Here is a 17,730-nt window from a genome sequence, read left to right on the forward strand (position 1 = left end):
GTGTTATGTTTTATTTGCTTTGCTGAATTAAATCAAGCGCCAATTTTGTGTTATCGAATAACTCCTCGTAAAGACCTTTGCTCATTACATCCTTACTAATTAATTTACTTCCCATCCCAACAGCACAAACGCCAGATTTAAACCAAGTTTTTAAATTTTCTGCATTAATCTCTACACCGCCTGTTGGCATAAATAGTTGGCCTGCAAATAAATCCTTAATTGAAGAAATAAATTCTGGACCTAATATATTGGCTGGAAAAATCTTAATTAACATTGCTTTGTGCTCTTGTGCGATGCTAATTTCGGTTGGCGTCATACAACCAGGGATCCAAAGCATACCAATTTTATTGGCAATTTCTGCTACAGCAGGATTAACAATTGGCGCCACAATAAAATCAGTTCCAGCTTCGATAAAAGCATTAGCATCTGCAGGCGTTTTGATGGTTCCAATACCCAAATAAAGATCGGGCATTTCTGCATCGCGAACTTCTTTTAGCTTTTTGAAATTTGGCAAAGCCGATTTACCACGATTGGTGTATTCGAAAACGCGAACACCAGCTTTGTACAAAGTGCGTAATATTTCTACACTACCTTCTTCACTATCTTGATAAAAAAGAGGCAACATACCTTGCTCTAAAATGGCATCTAAAATTTTGTGCTTGTTACTAATCATGGTGTATAATTCTTTTTTCTATATCTGATACGGTGCTTGTTGTTGCATCGCTTGGAATGTATAATTTATCATAAGCTGCTGCAGTTGCAAAATTCAAGGTTTCTGAAACTGATAAATGGTTATAAAAACCGTAAATCAATCCTGCCATGAAACAATCTCCGCTACCTACCTTATCCAAAATTTCTTGTGAAACATATTCTTCAGATACGGTTAGCTTATCTTCAGTGTAAATTGCAGTATAATACCTAATTCCCTTTCCATGATCGAACCTGAAAGTATTGGCAACAGCCTTACACGCTGGAAACAAACTTAAGATTTCTTTAGAGGTATCGGATGCTTGTTGCAGTAACGTTTCCTTTGCATAGCCCTCAGTTGGTAGTAAATCTTCATGAATCGTTGTACCCAACATTTTATTTGCGGCCCAAACATTACCCATAATTAAGGTGCAATATTTAGCCAGTTCAGGTAGAATATCTATCGGATCTTTACCATATTTCCAAAGCTTAGCTCTATAGTTTAAATCCAGAGAAATGGTAATGTTTTTAACTTGCGCTGCTTTCAAGGCTTCCAAGCAAACATCGGCAATAGATTGATTAATCGCAGGGCAAATGGCACTAAAATGAAACCAGGTTACGCCATCAAAAACTTCATCCCAATTAATCTGACCAACTTTTAAATCAGCATAAGATGAATTTGCCCTATCGTAAATTACACCAGCATTTTTTAAATCTTTTCCTTTAGGAAGATAGTATAAACCCAAACGATCGCCGTGAAAAACCATCGGCGACGTATCGATATTTCTAACTTTTAAATAATCCTCAATTTCTCTGGTGACCGAATTATCTGGCATTGCCGAAAGATAAGCCGATGGCACATTCCAAAGTGCCAAAGCTGTTGCCACATTGAGTTCTGCCCCACCAACATAAAAAGGTAGCTTGCTTTCTTTAAGCCATTGCCCATCCATATCCGGACAAATGCGTAAAAGGATTTCTCCAAAACTTAAAATTTTTTCTCCTTTTTTTGATAAGGATGATATCTGATCACTCATTATTTTTTTTCTTTCCATGGTCTGTGTCCTCACAGACCATTTATCTAAATCAATTTACGGTCTGTGAGAACACAGACCGAGGTGCTGAATTAAAATTTAAAGTAATTTTTTGCGTTAAAATACGAAATATCCTGTACTATTTTTCCTACCCATTCCAAATCGTTAGGTAATTCTCCGTTCTCAATATCATCTCCAAAAAGATTACAAACTATTCTGCGGAAATACTCATGGCGAGGGAAAGAAAGGAAGCTGCGTGAATCGGTTAACATACCAACCAAACGACTTAAAAGCCCCATGTTTGATAATGCATTTAACTGTTTGATCATACCGTCTTTTTGATCTAAGAACCACCAAGCAGAACCAAATTGAACTTTTCCTGCAATTGAGCCATCATTGAAGTTTCCAATCATCGTTGCGATTAACTCATTATCGGCAGGATTTAAATTGTAGATGATGGTTTTAGCCAATTGATCTTGATTATCTAATCGATTTAAGAATTTGGAAAGCATTCTCGCCTGACTAAAATCACCAATCGAATCCCAACCTGTATCAGGCCCTAATTGGCGCAACATACGGGCATTGTTGTTACGCAAAGCACCCAAATGATATTGTTGAACCCAACCTTTTTCATGATCCCATTCCGCAAAATGGATCAGCATGGCTGACTTGAATTTTAGGTTTTCCTCGTAAGAAATATTTTGCTTACTGCGAATTTTATCAAAGATTGATGAGATTTCCTGATCGGTATAATCTTCAGCATAAATTTGCTCTAAACCGTGATCGGAAACTGAACACCCGTTCTCGGCAAAGTAATCGTGACGGCTTTTTAAAGCATCAATATAATCTTGAAAACTGATAATTGTTTTAGCAGCAACAGTTTCCAATTTATCAATGTATTCGTTTAATCCTGCAATATCATCGCTGTTCATTGCCTTATCTGGACGAAAAGCTGGCAACATTTTCAAATTTGCTCCTTCTCTTGCCAATTGTTGATGAAAGTTTAAGCTATCCAAAGGATCATCAGTGGTGCAAACAGCTTCCACATTCATTTTTGCCAATAAACCACGAACAGAATATTCTGGCGTTTGCAGCTTTGCCGAACATTCATCGTAGATTTTACGTGCCGTTTTGCCAGAAAGCAATTCGGTAATACCGAAATATCGCTGTAATTCTAGGTGCGTCCAATGGTAAAGGGGATTGCGTAAAGTAAAAGGAACGGTTTCGGCCCATTTCTCAAATTTTTCAAAATCAGAAGCAGATCCGGTGATGTACTTTTCATCGACACCGTTGGCACGCATGGCTCTCCATTTGTAGTGGTCGCCTGCTAACCAAACTTGAGTAATATTTGCGAACTGCGTATTGTTGGCAATTTGCTCTGGAATTAAGTGATTGTGGTAATCAATAATTGGTAACGATTTCGCAAAATTGTGGTACAACTTTTCAGCTGTTTTGGTTTGCAAAAGAAAGTTTTCGTCTAAAAAAGGTTTCATTTTAATGAGATTTGAGACATTAGATAAGAGATTTTTCAAAACGCCTATCTTTTATATCATATTTTTAATTGTGGTCTGTGAGGACACAAACCACGGATTTTTGTTTTTAAAGGTTGGTGCGCCACCAACCTTGGACTTACGTTAAGGCCATGCTAAGTTTTGCTCCCAAGACTCAAGACTCTTGACTCCGAACTCAAGACTTAAAGACTCACCCCTCGTTTCCAAGGAATAAAATCATCTTGATTCAGTAAAACAGCTTTCGGGATTACTTCGCCGCTGGCCGCTTTAATGCAATATTCCAAAATGTCTTCGCCCATTTGTTCGATGGTTTTTTCACCTTCGATTACTGGTCCGCAGTTAATATCGATGATATCGCCCATGCGTTTTGTTAACGCATTGTTTGTAGAAACCTTAATTGTTGGGCAAACCGGATTTCCTGTTGGTGTACCCAAACCAGTGGTAAATAAAATTAAAGTAGCGCCCGATGCTGCTTTTCCAGTAGTCGCTTCTACATCATTACCAGGAGTACAAACTAAATTTAAACCAGGCTTCGTTGCAGGTTCAGTATAATCTAAAACATCTTCCACTGGCGATGTTCCGCCTTTTTTAGCTGCACCAGTACTTTTTATGGCATCGGTAATTAAACCATCCTTAATGTTTCCTGGAGATGGATTCATGAAAAATCCAGATCCTACATTTTCTGCCGCTTGGTTGTAAGCCGTCATCAATTGGATAAACTTACGGGCTGCAGTTTCATCTTTTGTACGGTCGATTAACTGTTGTTCGGCGCCACAAAGTTCAGGGAATTCGGCCAATAAAACTGTTCCGCCCAAAGCCACTAATAAATCGGAAGTATAACCAACCGCTGGGTTTGCACTGATACCACTAAAACCATCGCTACCGCCACATTTAACCCCTAAAACCAGTTTGCTTAAAGGTGCAGGCTGACGCTCGAATTTGTTGATTTCGGTTAAACCAATAAAAGTTTTTCTGATGGCTTCTTTAACCAATTGCTCTTCGCTTTGCGATTGTTGTTGCTCAAAAATGAATAAAGGTTTATCGAAGTTTGGTGAACGAAGCTTCAAATCATCAACAAAATCCTTAACCTGTAAATTCTGGCAGCCTAAACTTAAAACCGTAACACCCGCAACATTTGGATGATCGGCATAAGCCGCTAAAAGTTTGCTCAACACTGCTGCATCTTGACGGGTACCGCCACATCCACCCTGATGGTTTAAAAATTTAATGCCATCCACATTTTTGAAAACACGGTTTGCAGCTGGATTTGCTAATCCGATTGAACTTGGATCTGCCTCTGCAAGGATTTCTCCATTTTTATAAGCCTCTACCAAATGGTGCGCATACGATTTATATTTATCGGTTACAGCATAGCCCAATTCATTGTGCAAAGCTTCGCGGATGACATCGAGGTTACGATTTTCACAGAAAACTGTTGGGATGAACAACCAATAATTTGCCGTTCCTACACGTCCATCATTTCTAATGTAACCATTAAAAGTTCTGCCTTCAAATTTCGAAACATCTGGCGCAGTCCATTCGTAATGGTAAGGCCTAAATTCATAAGGATCTGAAGCATGTTTAGTGTTTTCAGTATCCATCAAGCCACCTTTTAGGATAAAATGTTGTGCTTTTCCAACCAATACACCGTACATAATGATATGATCACCTTCGTTCATATCCTGCATAAAAAACTTATGCTTGGCTGTAATATCGTCCTGTAAAACATACTCGTGTCCATCATGGATAATGGTTTCGCCTTTTGCCAAATTTTGTAAGGCAACAAGCACATTATCATTCGGATGGATTTTTAAGATTCTAGTAACCATTTTAATTTGTTCTTTCTGAGTGCAAGTTACTCAAAGTTTCCCTTGCACCTTTGTTTTGTAAAGATTCGACATAAGATTTTACTGCGGCATTAAAACCTGGATAATTGTTCAGGTTCTTATCCCAAAGGCGTCTATCGCCTAGCGTATTATCTACAACCGTTTCGGGGTTTTTCCAATAATTGTGAAGCACTTCAGCAAATTCATCTTGAGCAGGGAAATCCTTACCGTTTACATGTGAAATGTAATTGTCGCCATCTTTTGTGGTATTCATGAAAACGATATAAGCGGCAACACCCAAAGCGGTAAGTTGCGGAACTTCGTTTTTCAACGCGTAATATTTTCTAATTAAAGGCATATTGCGCATCTGCAATTTTTGGGTATAGTTCAATGTAATGGCATGCCATTGGTGCTCTAAAGATGGATTGCTGAAACGATCGATCACACTTTTGGCAAATGCAATGGCCTCATCTTTGGTGATGTCTTCGTTCTCAACTACTGGCGCAATTTCCTCTTTCATCAGTTTTAAAACATGATTAGAAAATTCCTCGTTTGCCATTGCTTCTTTAACGGTATGAAAGCCAGCTAAAATTGCTAATCCGCAGCTAATGGTATGTGTACCGTTTAATAAACGAAGTTTTAATTCCTTAAATTTCTCGATAGATGGCACGATGAAAACTCCTTTATCGGCGTTAGCAAAAGATAAAACTTCTTTTACTTTTTCACTTGCCGATTCTATGGCCCAAAGTCTGAAAGGTTCTGCCATAATCATTAAGCCATCGCTGTACCCCAACTCATCTTCAATTGATTTTTGAGCTGTAGCTGGAAGTCTTCCAGGCACAATTCTATCGACCAAGGTTTTGCAAAAATAATTGGCCGTTCTTAACCAGTTTTCGAAATCCCAGCCTAGTTTATTTTGTACAGCAAGATCTAGTACGATTTCCTTTAACTTATCGGCATTATCGCTAATTAATTCGGTTGGTACGATAACCATTCCACTTTCTGCCGAACCATTGAAAGCCTTATAACGCTCATGTAAAAAGGCCAATAATTTCCCTGGATATGATTGTGGTGGATTATCGGTGATTTTATCCTCACTTTTTACAATGCCAACTTCTGTGGTGTTAGAAATTACCACTTTCATTTCTGGCTGCTGAGCTGTTTTTAAAATCTCTGCCCATTCTGATGTTGCTGATAAAACACGACTGATTGAAGAATTTATCATATTTTCCTCAACCGTTACACCATCTTCAATTCCTTTTACACAAAGTGTGTATAAATTGTCCTGATCGGCAAAATCATCAACGCCAGCTTTAGAAGTAGTTTTTACCACAACGATTCTGCCATTGAAAATCCCTTGATGATTTGCTTTATCAATAAAATAATCTGGCAAACCACGTAATAAAACGCCTGTTCCAAATTGAATTACCTTTTCTGGTAATTCCAGCATTTCGGCGGTTGGTTTTACCACCTTTTCACCGCTAATGTTCTTTAAGTTTTCTTTGTTTAAAATCATGTTAGTGAGATTTAACCACCAAGGCACAGAGGCACAAAGTGTGATTTATAATTATTTACTTCCCAACTGTGGCTAACCACTTTGGATATTCTTTTTCTATTAATTTTTGCCCCCAGTTGCCATACCAAGCATAACCGTTTCTTCTTTCCGGACTTAACTCTTCCAATTTGGATTTGATGGTATTATCTCGATCTCCAAAAATTGGCGCATTCTTGTCGATATCGTAAAAACGAGCCCAAGACATATTGGTTTCATCGGCTACCAAAGCTGCCGTTTTACCTTTCTCTCTATCGAAACGATAACCTGCTATTTTATTTGCATCGAACCATTTTAAAGCTGATGAAATTGATGTTTTAATTTCTGGAGATGGGTTTTTAATCTTCATCAAGAAGCGAACAATTCCTGCTGATTCACTTGTTGCCAAGGAAGCCGGTTCAAATGCCCTTGCTTTTGCTGGTAACATCGAATCCTTATCATATTGTGCCGCCCAAATGGTTAGCTCCCCTTTTTGCTTTACCTGCGTTTTTAAAATACAATCAGTTCCTTTTGTAATAGCATTTTCTGCTTTTTTAATATAAACGGGATTTACAACCTCGAAATCATTTTTCTGCGTAGCGATATCTAGCAAAATGTTCAATACGTTAATCATTGCATCATCGTTGTAGGTAATTTCTGAACGATAAGATGATTTGTCTGGGTAATATTGTGGCCAGCCACCATTTGCATATTGAGCACTTAAAATATAATCCAAGCCTTTTTCTGCCGCTGTCAAATAAGTTTTATTCTTCGTTTTTTTGTATGCGCTAACCAAATAAACCACTTCCCTGCTCGTTGCCTTATTATCGAAAGTGGCATGTAAATCTTTAGTGGCTTTGATTTTTGCAAGCAGTTCTGGCGTTAAAGTAGCACCGTAATTAACTACGCTTTTATCTTCCAGTTGCTTTGGCCAACCACCATTGCCCAATTGGTAAACCAACATTTTATCTGCTGTAGAATCTGTTGGCATTTGTGCATAACAAGACGCTAGCAAAATGCTGCAGATGGTTGATAATAATATTTTAATTTTCATCATGTTTGCTAATTTAATTAACCACAGATGGACACCGATAAACACAGATTAGGATGTTTATTTTTCCACTTGATTATTGTTTTTAATACAGCCATGGTTCGTGTCTCACGAACCATTTTTACTTTTTCGATTCGTGAGGACACGAACCGAGGCGATTAGAAGGAACATTTATCTTTTTTTATCTGTGTTCATCCTGTTTATCTGTGGTTAATTTTATTTCTTACCCGGAACCTGCTTAATCAACCAGTTCACTAAATCATTCGTGGCCTTGTAATTTTCAAATTCTACAGCCATGGTTTGTGTCTCACGAACCATTTTTACTTTTTCGATTCGTGAGGACACGAACCGAGGCGATTAGAAGGAACATTTATCTTTTTTTATCTGTGTTCATCCTGTTTATCTGTGGTTAATTTTATTTCTTACCCGGAACCTGCTTAATCAACCAGTTCACTAAATCATTCGTGGCCTTGTAATTTTCAAATTCTGAAGGTAACTTTCTGCCGTCTATATATTCGTTGTAAAACCAAGGATCGCCAACTGCGAAAACCGTTCCCTTACCATATTTTGCTGTAGCGATAACTACATCGCTTTTATCTGTTAATGCAGAAACCGCTGGGCTTTTAGCTACAATTGTAGAAATCTCTTTGATGTAAACTTTCTTTGCTGTTTTAAAAATTGAATTTCCATCGGGGATTTTTATCGCACCTTGCTCAAAGTTTGATCCTTGAACCTTGTTGCGACTATCCTCATTAAAATGGATGCCGAAACTTTCTGGCAACACGTTAAACTTGGTGAGTTCACAATTGCCAACATCATTTAACAACAGCACCAAAACACCACCGCTTTTCACCCACTCGCTCACTTGCTTAGCGTGTTCAGCGGTCATGAAATTGGGGTTAGCCGTTTCCTTTTCAGTATCTGGATCTACAATGATGTAAATATTCGAACCTTTTAAATTCGCTGCAGTTGGAGCCGTTTTTAATGTGGCAGTTTTCACGCCAGCATCATTAAATACCTTGCCCAACAATGAAAACCCATTGTTATCATCTTCCTCCCAAACATAATGGAAAGGAATTTTATCGCCAGTTGGGCCAGCAATATATTCGTTATTAAAGAAATTATCTACAGTAACGGTTAATCCTTTTCCTGCTTTTGGTAAGGCTGCAATTTCCATTTCGGCAGCGGCACAAACAAATGCGCCCATCCCTTTTGGGTCGTTGGTAATTACTTTTTCACTGATGTAGTAGTCGAAACTGCCATCGCGATATTTTGGCTTGCCACCTAAGCCAGAAACAGAAACCGTTTTAGTGAGGTTTACCCTTTCATCGCCAGCAGATTCTATAAATTCTTTCTTTAAGCCAGCATAACCTTTGTTTGCAGCAGCCCTAAAAGATTGAGGCAACCAACCCTTGCGAACGCCTTTGGCCAAGCCATAAACAAACATGCTCGATGCAGAACTTTCTAGATAATTGCCTTTTCTGGTCGGCATATCCATAATATCGAACCAAACACCCGATTTTGCATCCTGGTATTTTACCGTTGCCGTTGCCGTGCGATTTAAAATTGCCAGTAATTCTTTTCGTTGAGGATGATTTTCTGGAAAGTTATCCAACACATCAACCAAGGCCATCATGTACCAACCCATTGCCCTACCCCAAAAATTTGGTGATCGTCCGGTGGTTTTATCAGCCCATTTTTCAGTTTTACTTTCATCGTAGCCGTGATAAAGAAGTCCAGTTTTTGCATCACGAGCATATTTTTCCATTAGGATAAATTGCTTTGTGATATCATTAAAGGCCGCATCTTTTTTCATCAGCTTTGCGTATTCTGCATAAAACGGCTCGCCCATGTACAGACCATCAAGCCACATTTGGTTTGGATAGATTTTCTTGTGCCAAAAGCCACCCTCAGCCGTACGAGGTTGTTTTTGCAATTGATCGTACAGTTTGGTTGCGGCTAACAAATATTTCTGCTGACCAGTAACTTTGTACAAAAGCAAGAGCGCACGACCATTTTTTACATTGTCGATATTGTAATCTTCGCCTTTGTAAGTGGTAATGTTTCCCTCCTTATCTAAATAGGCATCCATAGAACTTTGGATATATTTGAAATATTTTCCATCGCCAGTGTTGCGCCACACTGCTGCAGCACCTTCGAGCACAACACCCATGTCGTAGCTCCATTTTGGTCCTTTGGCACCTTTTAAAACTATAGTATCCTGAAATAATTTTTCCATCGCAGTTAAGGTTAACTGTTCTGAAAGTTTCTTCTGCGCAAATCCGCTTTGCGATAAAAGCGTAAGGCAGATGAGCAATGCGGTTGTATATAATATTGATTTCTTCATGCTCATTATTTTGAAATCTCTAAAACTGATTTATTTACTTCTTCGCTAAATGCCGAGGTTTTCTTGGCTTTCGAAACATCAGTTCCACTCACTTTTAAAGCCTTTGTTTTCTCTCCCGAAATGTTAAATAAAACCTGACTATTATTGGGGTAGGTAAGGTTGCTAATGTTGATGTTTGAGCTATTTTGGATGTTTACAATTGTTGAGGTATCCTCGGTAATTACATTTACGTTTTTAAGGAAAATGCCCGATGCCTCGATAATTTCTATTCCTTTTTTAGCTTGAATGGTTACATTTTCCAAGTAGATATCCTTAATGTTCATCTCTGGTAAGCCCCTAAAGAAAATGGCTTTATCAGCGCCATTTGCTACAACATTTTTAATATAAAAATTTTTAAATTGCGGTGTAGCTTCCGTAACGGGCACTGTTATGGTATTTATGGCGTCACGTTTTTCGCCCGCTAAAGGAACCGGATCAACTGCGGCGTAATACATATCGAACAAAATCGCTTCACCAGGAATATCGATCATGTTGATGTTATTGATGTAAATATTTTCTACAATGCCACCACGACCTCGAGTGGTTTTGAAACGCAAACCGATATCCGTACCAATGAAAGAGCAATCGTAAACCCAGATGTTTTTAGCGCCACCGCTCATTTCACTGCCAATTACAAAACCACCATGAGCATGGTAAACTACATTATTTCTGATGATTACATTTTCCGTTGGAACGCCACGTTTGCGACCAGCCTCGTCTCTACCAGATTTGATGCAGATACCATCATCACCTACATCGAAAGTGCTGCCTTCAATGAGTACGTTCTTGCAAGATTCTACATCAACACCATCGCCATTTTGTGCAAACCAAGGGTTTTTAACCTGCAGATTTCTCAAAGTTAAATCCTGGCAAAGCAAGGGATGTAAATTCCATGCCGCTGAGTTTTGAAAAGTAACACCCTCTAGAAGTATTTTCTTGCAATTGGTTAAAACCAATAAATTCGGACGAAGAAAATCTTTAATATCCTCATAATCTGCAGCCGTTTTTCCAGCTACAATTACACCTGCATTTTTCGTTTTCGAACCTTTAACCGTTTTTTCTGATGGATACCACATTTTGCCATCTTCACTAACCAAGCCGCCAAAAGACGTTAACTTTTTCCACTGAGTTTCGGTGAGCTTATCTTTTTTAACCATGCGCCAAGCACCACCATTTCCATCGATAATTCCTGTTCCGGTGATGGCAATATTCTCTAGGTTTAAGCCAGAAATAGGACTTTGATTTCGCCAAGCGGGCTGTCCTTCCCAATTTCCCTCTACTAATTTGTATTGATTAAAATCATCAGTAAACTGAAGAATTGCATCTCTTTTTAAATGAAGATTTACATTGCTTTTTAACTCAATAGGACCGGTAAGCCATAATCCGGATGGAATTAAAACTACTCCACCACCTTTTTGACTAACAGCAGCAATTACTTTATTAATGCTTTGTGTATTTAAAGTTACGCCATCGCCTTTTGCGCCAAAGCTGATGATGCTTGTGGTATCTTTTTTAAATTTAACCTGCTGAATAACGGGTAAGGTTTGCTTTTGTTGAGCCATAATTGAACCCGCAGAAGCTAAAAAGATACATGTGAGGGCTAATTTGATACGGCATAAACGACCAGAAATTTGTTTCATTATTTGTGCTGTTAAATTATACTTGGTTATTGTAATAACAAGTGTACGTTGTTTGGCGCTAAAAGAGAAGAGAAATCTATGCAAACGTTGCCGGAAATAATCCAAAAAAAACTACCTGTTTTGGGTGTTTAGTGATTGATATTAAGGTGTTTGACCGATTTATTTCCCCTCAGGATTCCATCCATGGAAAACGTTTTCCAAAATGTAACTTTTATACTCTTCATCACTGAGTTGGTGTGACCATTTTACCCGATCTTGAGGATTAGCACCCTTTCCGGTACTTTTGTATTCAGCATAGTAAGCTGTTTTTTCATTACTTTCCTTGCTCCAGTTATTCCATCCCTCTGGTTTAATCAGATCTGGTAAACTACAGTTTAAATAGACAACCTTTGCGTATGGACGCCATGGTCGACCGAGGTAAAAGCTATTTGCAGGAGCATCGCCTATAATTTTACATTTATTAAAAACGTAGCCAAATTTTGTGGTATCGGGAGTTGATGCTGCCGTGATGTAACCTGCCTTTTTACAAAAGATAGTGCAGTTTTCGAACCATGCGGTAGATGCGCCGAAGATAAAATCGACAGTTCCTTCCACATAACAGTTTTTGTAATATTGGCGATTGCTTGCCCCGTAAGTATAAAGTGTATCCTGAAAACCTAAAAAGCGGCAATTGGTAAAAGTTAGTTTGTCGCCACCCGCCCAAACGGCTACAGCTTGCCCAACCGGACCTGATGAATTTTCGAAAGTGATGTTTTCCGCAGAAAATCCCTCACCATAAATATAGAAACTTGATGATCCTGAAGTGCCTTTCTCCTCGCCAAAAGTGTTTTTCTTTTGTGCCCAATCATCATAAGTTAAAATGGTTTCGTTTAAGCTTTCGCCAATAAACTTTACATTCTTTTTTGATGCGGCTAAAACCAATTTTTCTTTATAAATTCCTTTTTTGATGAAAATGGTAGTTGTTTTGTTCCTGAAATCGGGTACGGCATGAATCGCTTCCTGAACGGTTTTAAAGTTTCCACTTCCATCGGCAGCAACAATAAAATCGGGTTTAACATCTATTGCATTTACGGTTAATGAAAATGCAACGAGCAGGAATAAGATAATCGCTTTCATATCAATTTGGTTAGGCTTAAATTAAAATCGGCCACGCAAAAGTATAAAACTTTATAGCGCAGCCGTGTTTTAAAATATATGATGAACAATTTTAAACATTAAAATCCATCAGAAAGAAGAAAAGTAAACAATAAACATCGCAAACGATGTCGGGAACGATTGCACACTATCAACTTGCCAAGAAAAAACAAAGGTTTAATCTTGTTGATGGGCTATGCAGTCGTCAGCAACAATAACCGTTCAGAATTTATGAACGCTCTGAGATCATTTTTGCTTCTCGTGTTTAAATATCAAGAATAAATATCCTCAAAATAACTAACCACCAACGATTTCATTAACATTTCCTGTTCAAGCATGGTATAAGGTGGTATCGCTTTAATCAACTTCCAGTGTGGCCAACCATCTTGGTCTACCCCCTCTAGTTCGTAAAAATCCATTTCACTTAAAAGTCTGCAAGTTGCAATATGCATTAATTCTTCTTTCTGGCGTTTGCTGTATTTTTTAGCCCCTTTACCTAACTCCTGAACGCCAATCAAAAAAAGCATCACTTTCAGATCAGGAAAATCTGAGTCAAATTCCTTTGCAATTCGTTCCTGTAAAACTTTCCACTTGGCGTTAATCTCTGACGGTTTCATGCGGCAAAGATAGTGTTAAAAAGAATCAAGCTGAAAGATCAAAGCTGAATGTAAAAACTTTGACTGTAAAAGGTAAAAATAAAATGTTCGCTGTTTTTAGTGCTTCACAAAAGGTGTTTTTGGTTACATTTATAATCTATGGATACGAATTCGAATAAAATATTTATTGCAGGTTTACTGGCGTACGGAATGTCTGGAAAGGTTTTTCACGCTCCTTTTTTAAATACACATGATGGATTTAATTTTAAGGCCGTTGTAGAACGTAGCAATAAAAACGCTGTAAAAGATTACCCGAATATTATCAGCTATAACAGTGTTGATGAACTTTTAAACGATAACGAAATTGAGCTAGTAGTTATTAATACACCAAATAACCTCCACTACGAGCACTCAAAAGCAGCCTTAAATAAAGGTAAAAATATCTTGGTAGAGAAACCATTTACAGCCACATCTTCACAAGCCAAAGAACTTTTCGAACTGGCCGATGAAGTTGGGAAGCAAATATTTTTCTATCAAAACCGCCGTTGGGATAGTGATTTTACATCGGTTAAGAAAGTGCTTGCTAATGGTAAGCTTGGTAAGTTAATTGAAATGCACTTGCGTTACGATCGCTATAGAAATGTTATCGGGCCAAAGGCTTTTAAGGAAAAAGCAATTGAGGCAAGCGGCCTTTTGTATGATTTAGGTCCTCACCTTTTAGATCAGGTAATTAGCTTATTTGGTAAGCCACTAAGCTTTCACAAAGTTTTAGGTAAAAATAGAAAAGGAACAGAAGTAGATGACTACTTCACTATTCAGCTAAGTTATCCCGATAGCATTAATGTATTTGTAACCTCGAGCATGTTGGTGGTAAATCCGCAAGCCGCATTTGTATTACATGGTATTGATGGAAGTTTCATTAAGCAACGAGCAGATATTCAAGAGGAGCAATTACTAGCAGGAATGAAGTTAACCGATAATGGCTACGGAATTGAGCCTGATGGAAAACAAGGTCTGCTAACTACAATAGATACAGATGGAAATAAAAGCGAAGAAATTATTTCATCCGAAAATGGAAGTTATTTGCCGCTGTTTGATGCCGTTTACGATGCCTTAATCGATAAAAAACCTTATCCTGTTAAAAGAGAAGATGTTATAACCCAGTTAGAGATTTTGGAAAGTTAGGCCATTGGTATATGGGATTTGGCAAATATTAATTTGTCTCATAATCTAAATCCATATTGTAATCCATCTGCCAATTAACCAAAGATAAACCATTAACTAATAATCTATGAACGCATTACCATTCGCTTACCTTATCCCTATCTTTCTAATTGCTATTTACCTTATTCTTAAGAAAAAGAAACCAGTAATAGAGCCTTTAACAGATACTGATAAGAAAATATTGGATGATTATGTTGGCTACTATCATAATTTAGATTCTACTGATAAACTGAAATTCGAAAATAAGGTAGCCGAGTTTTTTAGTACAGTTAAAATTGAACCTGTGGGACTGGAAATGACCACTTTGGATGAATTACTTATTGCATCGAGTGCTGTGATTCCAATTTTTGGATTTGGCGATTGGCAATATAAAAACCTTACCAGCGTACTCTTGTACCCTGATACTTTTAATAAGGATTTTCAATTTGAGGGTGGCGAAAGAAATATTATGGGAATGGTTGGAAGTGGTTACATGAACGGACAAATGATCTTGTCTCAATCTGCCTTGCGCCTTGGTTTTTCGAAAAGTGCAGGTAAGGAAAACACGGCTATTCATGAGTTTGTACATCTACTAGATAAATCGGATGGTGCAACAGATGGCGTTCCAGAGAACTTAATGGCACATGAATACACTTTACCTTGGATTAAAATGATGCATGAAGAAATGGAAAAAATCGAGGATAATAAATCTGATATTAATCCTTATGCCATTACCAACCAAGCAGAGTTTTTTGCCGTAGTATCAGAATACTTTTTTGAGAAACCAGAACTGTTAAAAGATAAACACCCAGATCTATATCAGCAATTGAGCCGGATTTTTTCTCAACAACCCGCGGGATAAGAATACCCAAAATCGAAATAATCAAAATATTAATAACCAAAATTCAACAATCAACTTTGCATTCAACAATGAAATCAATAAAAATAACTCTACTCCTAACCACCTGCTTAATTTCGATTGGCACTTTTGCACAGAAAAGCTATGTATTAAAGCAAAATCTGCCGATAGGAAAAAAGTATGGTTTTTCCATGATATCTGACCAGATTATCAACCAAAAAATAGGAGGGCAAAAAATTAACCTCACCCAAAATATTGGAACTGATTATACGTTTGCAATCCGCAATGGCGATAATTTGGAAAAAGATATTGAAGTAGTTTACAACCGAATATACATGAAATCTGTAGTTGGCGGAAATACCATGACGATGGATTCGGATGATCAGGATACGACCAAACAGAACCCATTTAAAGGTTTAAAAGGCGCAACCTTCAATATGGTAATGGAGCCAAATGGCACAATTAAATCTTTAACTGGAATAGAACAAATGTTGACTAACATGGCTTCTAAAATGGCTAAGGATTCTGTTATGATGCAAAATATTAAAGCATCGCTGAGTAAGCAATTCAATTCGGAGGGGATGAAGCAAACCATGGAATCTTCATTAAAAATCTATCCAGATAAACCCGTTAAAATTGGTGATAGTTGGACTGTTGATACTAAAATGCAAATGACTATGCCAATCGAAACCATAACGAAATACACCTTAAAGGAGGTAAGGGATGGCATTGCTTACTTAGGTGTAAGTGGCACCTTGATTTCTAAAGGCAATTTTGAAACCATGGGAAACAAAATGGAAACCAATTTAACTGGTACAAATTCTGGAGATGCTGAGCTTGACATCAAAACTGGCTTAATCTTAAATAGTCACTTACGTATTGAATTGGTTGGAACCATGAATTCAATGGGTCAAAATATAGAATTTGAACTGCAGGGTATTAATAAAATTGTAGGTAAGGAGATTCAATAAAATTCACAATTAAAACTCTTAATTCAAAAAGGTAACCTGGAGCGTTAACTTAAAATCAGGACAAATTGCTTAAAACGTTTTCAAAACTATTGTTCTTGTGTTTCTGTTGTTTAGTATATAGATCAAAATTGGCAACAACATGACAGAAGCAGGAAATACTTATCGCAACCTACAGGAACTATCGAATAGCGAATATAAGCTCACTGCTGGGGAAGCAAATATTATTGGCTGGCCGGTAAAAAATGAAGCTGATGCCGCAATTGGAACAGTTAAAGAGTTATTGTTCGATTCATCAAATAACGCAGTAAGATATTTACTTATTGTACTTGATGAGTTAGGTGTCGATTTAGCGAACAAAATAGTCATGATTCCAATTGGCTTAGCACACCTTCACGATGAAAGAGATGAGGTAATTTTACCAAATATCCATATTGACCAATTTAAGCAATTGCCACATTACAGCTTAGAGGCAGTAAATCAAGCTTTAGAAGAAGAGGTTTGGGCGGTAATTGGCAGTCCTGCTGCTTTGCGGATGGAAGAAACCATTGTCGAGTTTGATCAGGCACAATTTTATAGTCACCATCACTTTGATCAGGAAAGGTTTTATCAACGAAAAAACAAAGATCAAAATTCTATTGCCGATGAAACGGAATTAGGCGATCGTGAGGCTGAAAAAGAAACCATCCACGATTTAATCGACCGATCTAAATATCAACAACCGGAATAACGAAGGTTAAAGTTAAAATTGCAATTAATTTACTAAGTGTCCGTATTTATCAAGCATATAAACCAATGAGGGCCACAATCTTAAATTTGTATCTGCAGGATTAGTTCCACCATCTGTAAAGAAATCTACCCTACCGTTTCATAGCCAATATATAAATTGCTTTTATTTATCAACCCAAAACTTTAGTTCCTATATATTGTTGCTTATTTACAAATTTAACTATTGAAAAAATATGATTACTCCCAAACCTCTCCTATCAGAAAATGTAAAAGATTTTATGGATTACGCCCTTGATGTAATTAAATCGATGGATGGTGCTCCAGAGCACAGTATTGAAGATCAAAGTATTGTAAATGAAAAGCTTGCCAAGCTGAAAGAATACCTTGAACTTGTTTCAATTTCCTATCATGAAACTGTACCAAAAATAAATGCTGCGAATGAATTAACTGATAATTTTAGCGGTACGGGACATAGTTAAGGGTAGAAAAAAATCTAAAAAACCAAATCCGTGTACTTGGTTTTTTGCATCTACCCAATTAAGAAAGTGGTATAAATTTGGCTTCGAAGTAAAGTGTAT

The 17,730-nt window shown here is 37.5% G+C and carries 16 protein-coding genes; 5 read left to right on the plus strand and 11 right to left on the minus strand.

Annotation, left to right across the window (positions count from 1 at the left end):
• Positions 1–10 precede the first annotated feature (10 nt).
• From EZ449_RS02565 to EZ449_RS02610, 11 genes are all read right to left on the minus strand, one after another.
• The gene (locus EZ449_RS02565; RefSeq protein ID WP_205942924.1) at positions 11–673 is read right to left on the minus strand and encodes a bifunctional 4-hydroxy-2-oxoglutarate aldolase/2-dehydro-3-deoxy-phosphogluconate aldolase; all 663 of its coding nucleotides are present in this window, start codon (positions 671–673) and stop codon (positions 11–13) included.
• The gene (locus EZ449_RS02570; RefSeq protein ID WP_131556381.1) at positions 666–1,721 is read right to left on the minus strand and encodes a sugar kinase; all 1,056 of its coding nucleotides are present in this window, start codon (positions 1,719–1,721) and stop codon (positions 666–668) included. The genes EZ449_RS02565 and EZ449_RS02570 overlap by 8 nt, the downstream gene beginning before the upstream one ends.
• A gap of 89 nt (positions 1,722–1,810) precedes the next feature.
• The gene (gene uxaC / locus EZ449_RS02575) at positions 1,811–3,211 is read right to left on the minus strand and encodes a glucuronate isomerase (protein ID WP_131556382.1); all 1,401 of its coding nucleotides are present in this window, start codon (positions 3,209–3,211) and stop codon (positions 1,811–1,813) included.
• Positions 3,212–3,411: 200 nt separating this feature from the next.
• Positions 3,412–5,058: a UxaA family hydrolase gene (locus EZ449_RS02580; protein ID WP_131556383.1), complete on the minus strand. Its 1,647-nt coding sequence runs from the start codon at positions 5,056–5,058 to the stop codon at positions 3,412–3,414.
• A 1-nt stretch (position 5,059) separates the two neighbouring features.
• Entirely contained in the window at positions 5,060–6,571 is a 1,512-nt protein-coding gene (locus EZ449_RS02585) for a tagaturonate reductase (protein ID WP_131556384.1), read from the minus strand.
• A gap of 55 nt (positions 6,572–6,626) precedes the next feature.
• Entirely contained in the window at positions 6,627–7,643 is a 1,017-nt protein-coding gene (pelA, locus tag EZ449_RS02590; RefSeq protein WP_131556385.1) for a pectate lyase, read from the minus strand.
• Between the two features lie 210 nt (positions 7,644–7,853).
• Positions 7,854–7,982 (minus strand): hypothetical protein, encoded by a 129-nt coding sequence (locus EZ449_RS23250; protein WP_262711098.1) that lies wholly within the window; start codon positions 7,980–7,982, stop codon positions 7,854–7,856.
• 70 nt (positions 7,983–8,052) lie between these two features.
• Positions 8,053–9,984: a glycoside hydrolase family 88 protein gene (locus EZ449_RS02595; RefSeq protein ID WP_131556386.1), complete on the minus strand. Its 1,932-nt coding sequence runs from the start codon at positions 9,982–9,984 to the stop codon at positions 8,053–8,055.
• Positions 9,985–9,989: 5 nt separating this feature from the next.
• On the minus strand, positions 9,990–11,663 hold the full coding sequence (locus tag EZ449_RS02600; RefSeq protein WP_131556387.1) for a glycoside hydrolase family 28 protein: 1,674 nt from the start codon (positions 11,661–11,663) through the stop codon (positions 9,990–9,992).
• A gap of 159 nt (positions 11,664–11,822) precedes the next feature.
• Positions 11,823–12,779 carry a pectinesterase family protein gene (locus tag EZ449_RS02605; protein ID WP_131556388.1) on the minus strand — a complete coding sequence of 319 codons (957 nt, stop codon included), beginning with the start codon at positions 12,777–12,779 and terminating at the stop codon, positions 11,823–11,825.
• A gap of 290 nt (positions 12,780–13,069) precedes the next feature.
• Entirely contained in the window at positions 13,070–13,414 is a 345-nt protein-coding gene (locus EZ449_RS02610; RefSeq protein ID WP_131556389.1) for a hypothetical protein, read from the minus strand.
• Positions 13,415–13,552: 138 nt separating this feature from the next.
• On the opposite strand from EZ449_RS02610, the gene EZ449_RS02615 reads away from it, so the two are divergent.
• The 5 genes from EZ449_RS02615 to EZ449_RS02635 all read left to right on the plus strand — a co-directional run bounded on the left by EZ449_RS02615 (position 13,553) and on the right by EZ449_RS02635 (position 17,631).
• Complete coding sequence (locus EZ449_RS02615; RefSeq protein WP_131556390.1) at positions 13,553–14,578, plus strand: Gfo/Idh/MocA family oxidoreductase; 1,026 nt, start codon at positions 13,553–13,555, stop codon at positions 14,576–14,578.
• Between the two features lie 106 nt (positions 14,579–14,684).
• A complete protein-coding gene (locus EZ449_RS02620) occupies positions 14,685–15,458 on the plus strand; it encodes a M90 family metallopeptidase (RefSeq protein WP_131556391.1) in 774 nt (257 codons plus the stop codon).
• Between the two features lie 68 nt (positions 15,459–15,526).
• Positions 15,527–16,426, plus strand: coding sequence for a DUF6263 family protein (locus EZ449_RS02625; RefSeq protein WP_131556392.1), 900 nt, complete (start codon positions 15,527–15,529; stop codon positions 16,424–16,426).
• Positions 16,427–16,565: 139 nt separating this feature from the next.
• Positions 16,566–17,153, plus strand: coding sequence for a PRC-barrel domain-containing protein (locus EZ449_RS02630; RefSeq protein WP_131556393.1), 588 nt, complete (start codon positions 16,566–16,568; stop codon positions 17,151–17,153).
• 232 nt (positions 17,154–17,385) lie between these two features.
• The gene (locus EZ449_RS02635; protein ID WP_131556394.1) at positions 17,386–17,631 is read left to right on the plus strand and encodes a hypothetical protein; all 246 of its coding nucleotides are present in this window, start codon (positions 17,386–17,388) and stop codon (positions 17,629–17,631) included.
• The last annotated feature ends 99 nt before the right edge of the window (positions 17,632–17,730 follow it).

This window comes from Pedobacter frigidisoli, from assembly GCF_004331675.1.
Lineage (GTDB): Bacteria > Bacteroidota > Bacteroidia > Sphingobacteriales > Sphingobacteriaceae > Pedobacter > Pedobacter frigidisoli.

Bases quoted from the DNA above. Each gene is read 5' to 3' on its own strand.
- EZ449_RS02600 (WP_131556387.1), bottom strand. From the start codon at position 11,663: ATGAAACAAATTTCTGGTCGTTTATGCCGTATCAAATTAGCCCTCACA.
- EZ449_RS02615 (WP_131556390.1), top strand. From the start codon at position 13,553: ATGGATACGAATTCGAATAAAATATTTATTGCAGGTTTACTGGCGTAC.
- EZ449_RS02635 (WP_131556394.1), top strand. From the start codon at position 17,386: ATGATTACTCCCAAACCTCTCCTATCAGAAAATGTAAAAGATTTTATG.
- EZ449_RS02565 (WP_205942924.1), bottom strand. From the start codon at position 673: ATGATTAGTAACAAGCACAAAATTTTAGATGCCATTTTAGAGCAAGGT.
- EZ449_RS02580 (WP_131556383.1), bottom strand. From the start codon at position 5,058: ATGGTTACTAGAATCTTAAAAATCCATCCGAATGATAATGTGCTTGTT.
- EZ449_RS02585 (WP_131556384.1), bottom strand. From the start codon at position 6,571: ATGATTTTAAACAAAGAAAACTTAAAGAACATTAGCGGTGAAAAGGTG.
- EZ449_RS02610 (WP_131556389.1), bottom strand. From the start codon at position 13,414: ATGAAACCGTCAGAGATTAACGCCAAGTGGAAAGTTTTACAGGAACGA.
- EZ449_RS02625 (WP_131556392.1), top strand. From the start codon at position 15,527: ATGAAATCAATAAAAATAACTCTACTCCTAACCACCTGCTTAATTTCG.
- EZ449_RS02620 (WP_131556391.1), top strand. From the start codon at position 14,685: ATGAACGCATTACCATTCGCTTACCTTATCCCTATCTTTCTAATTGCT.
- EZ449_RS02605 (WP_131556388.1), bottom strand. From the start codon at position 12,779: ATGAAAGCGATTATCTTATTCCTGCTCGTTGCATTTTCATTAACCGTA.
- pelA (WP_131556385.1), bottom strand. From the start codon at position 7,643: ATGATGAAAATTAAAATATTATTATCAACCATCTGCAGCATTTTGCTA.
- EZ449_RS02630 (WP_131556393.1), top strand. From the start codon at position 16,566: ATGACAGAAGCAGGAAATACTTATCGCAACCTACAGGAACTATCGAAT.
- EZ449_RS02570 (WP_131556381.1), bottom strand. From the start codon at position 1,721: ATGAGTGATCAGATATCATCCTTATCAAAAAAAGGAGAAAAAATTTTA.
- uxaC (WP_131556382.1), bottom strand. From the start codon at position 3,211: ATGAAACCTTTTTTAGACGAAAACTTTCTTTTGCAAACCAAAACAGCT.
- EZ449_RS02595 (WP_131556386.1), bottom strand. From the start codon at position 9,984: ATGAAGAAATCAATATTATATACAACCGCATTGCTCATCTGCCTTACG.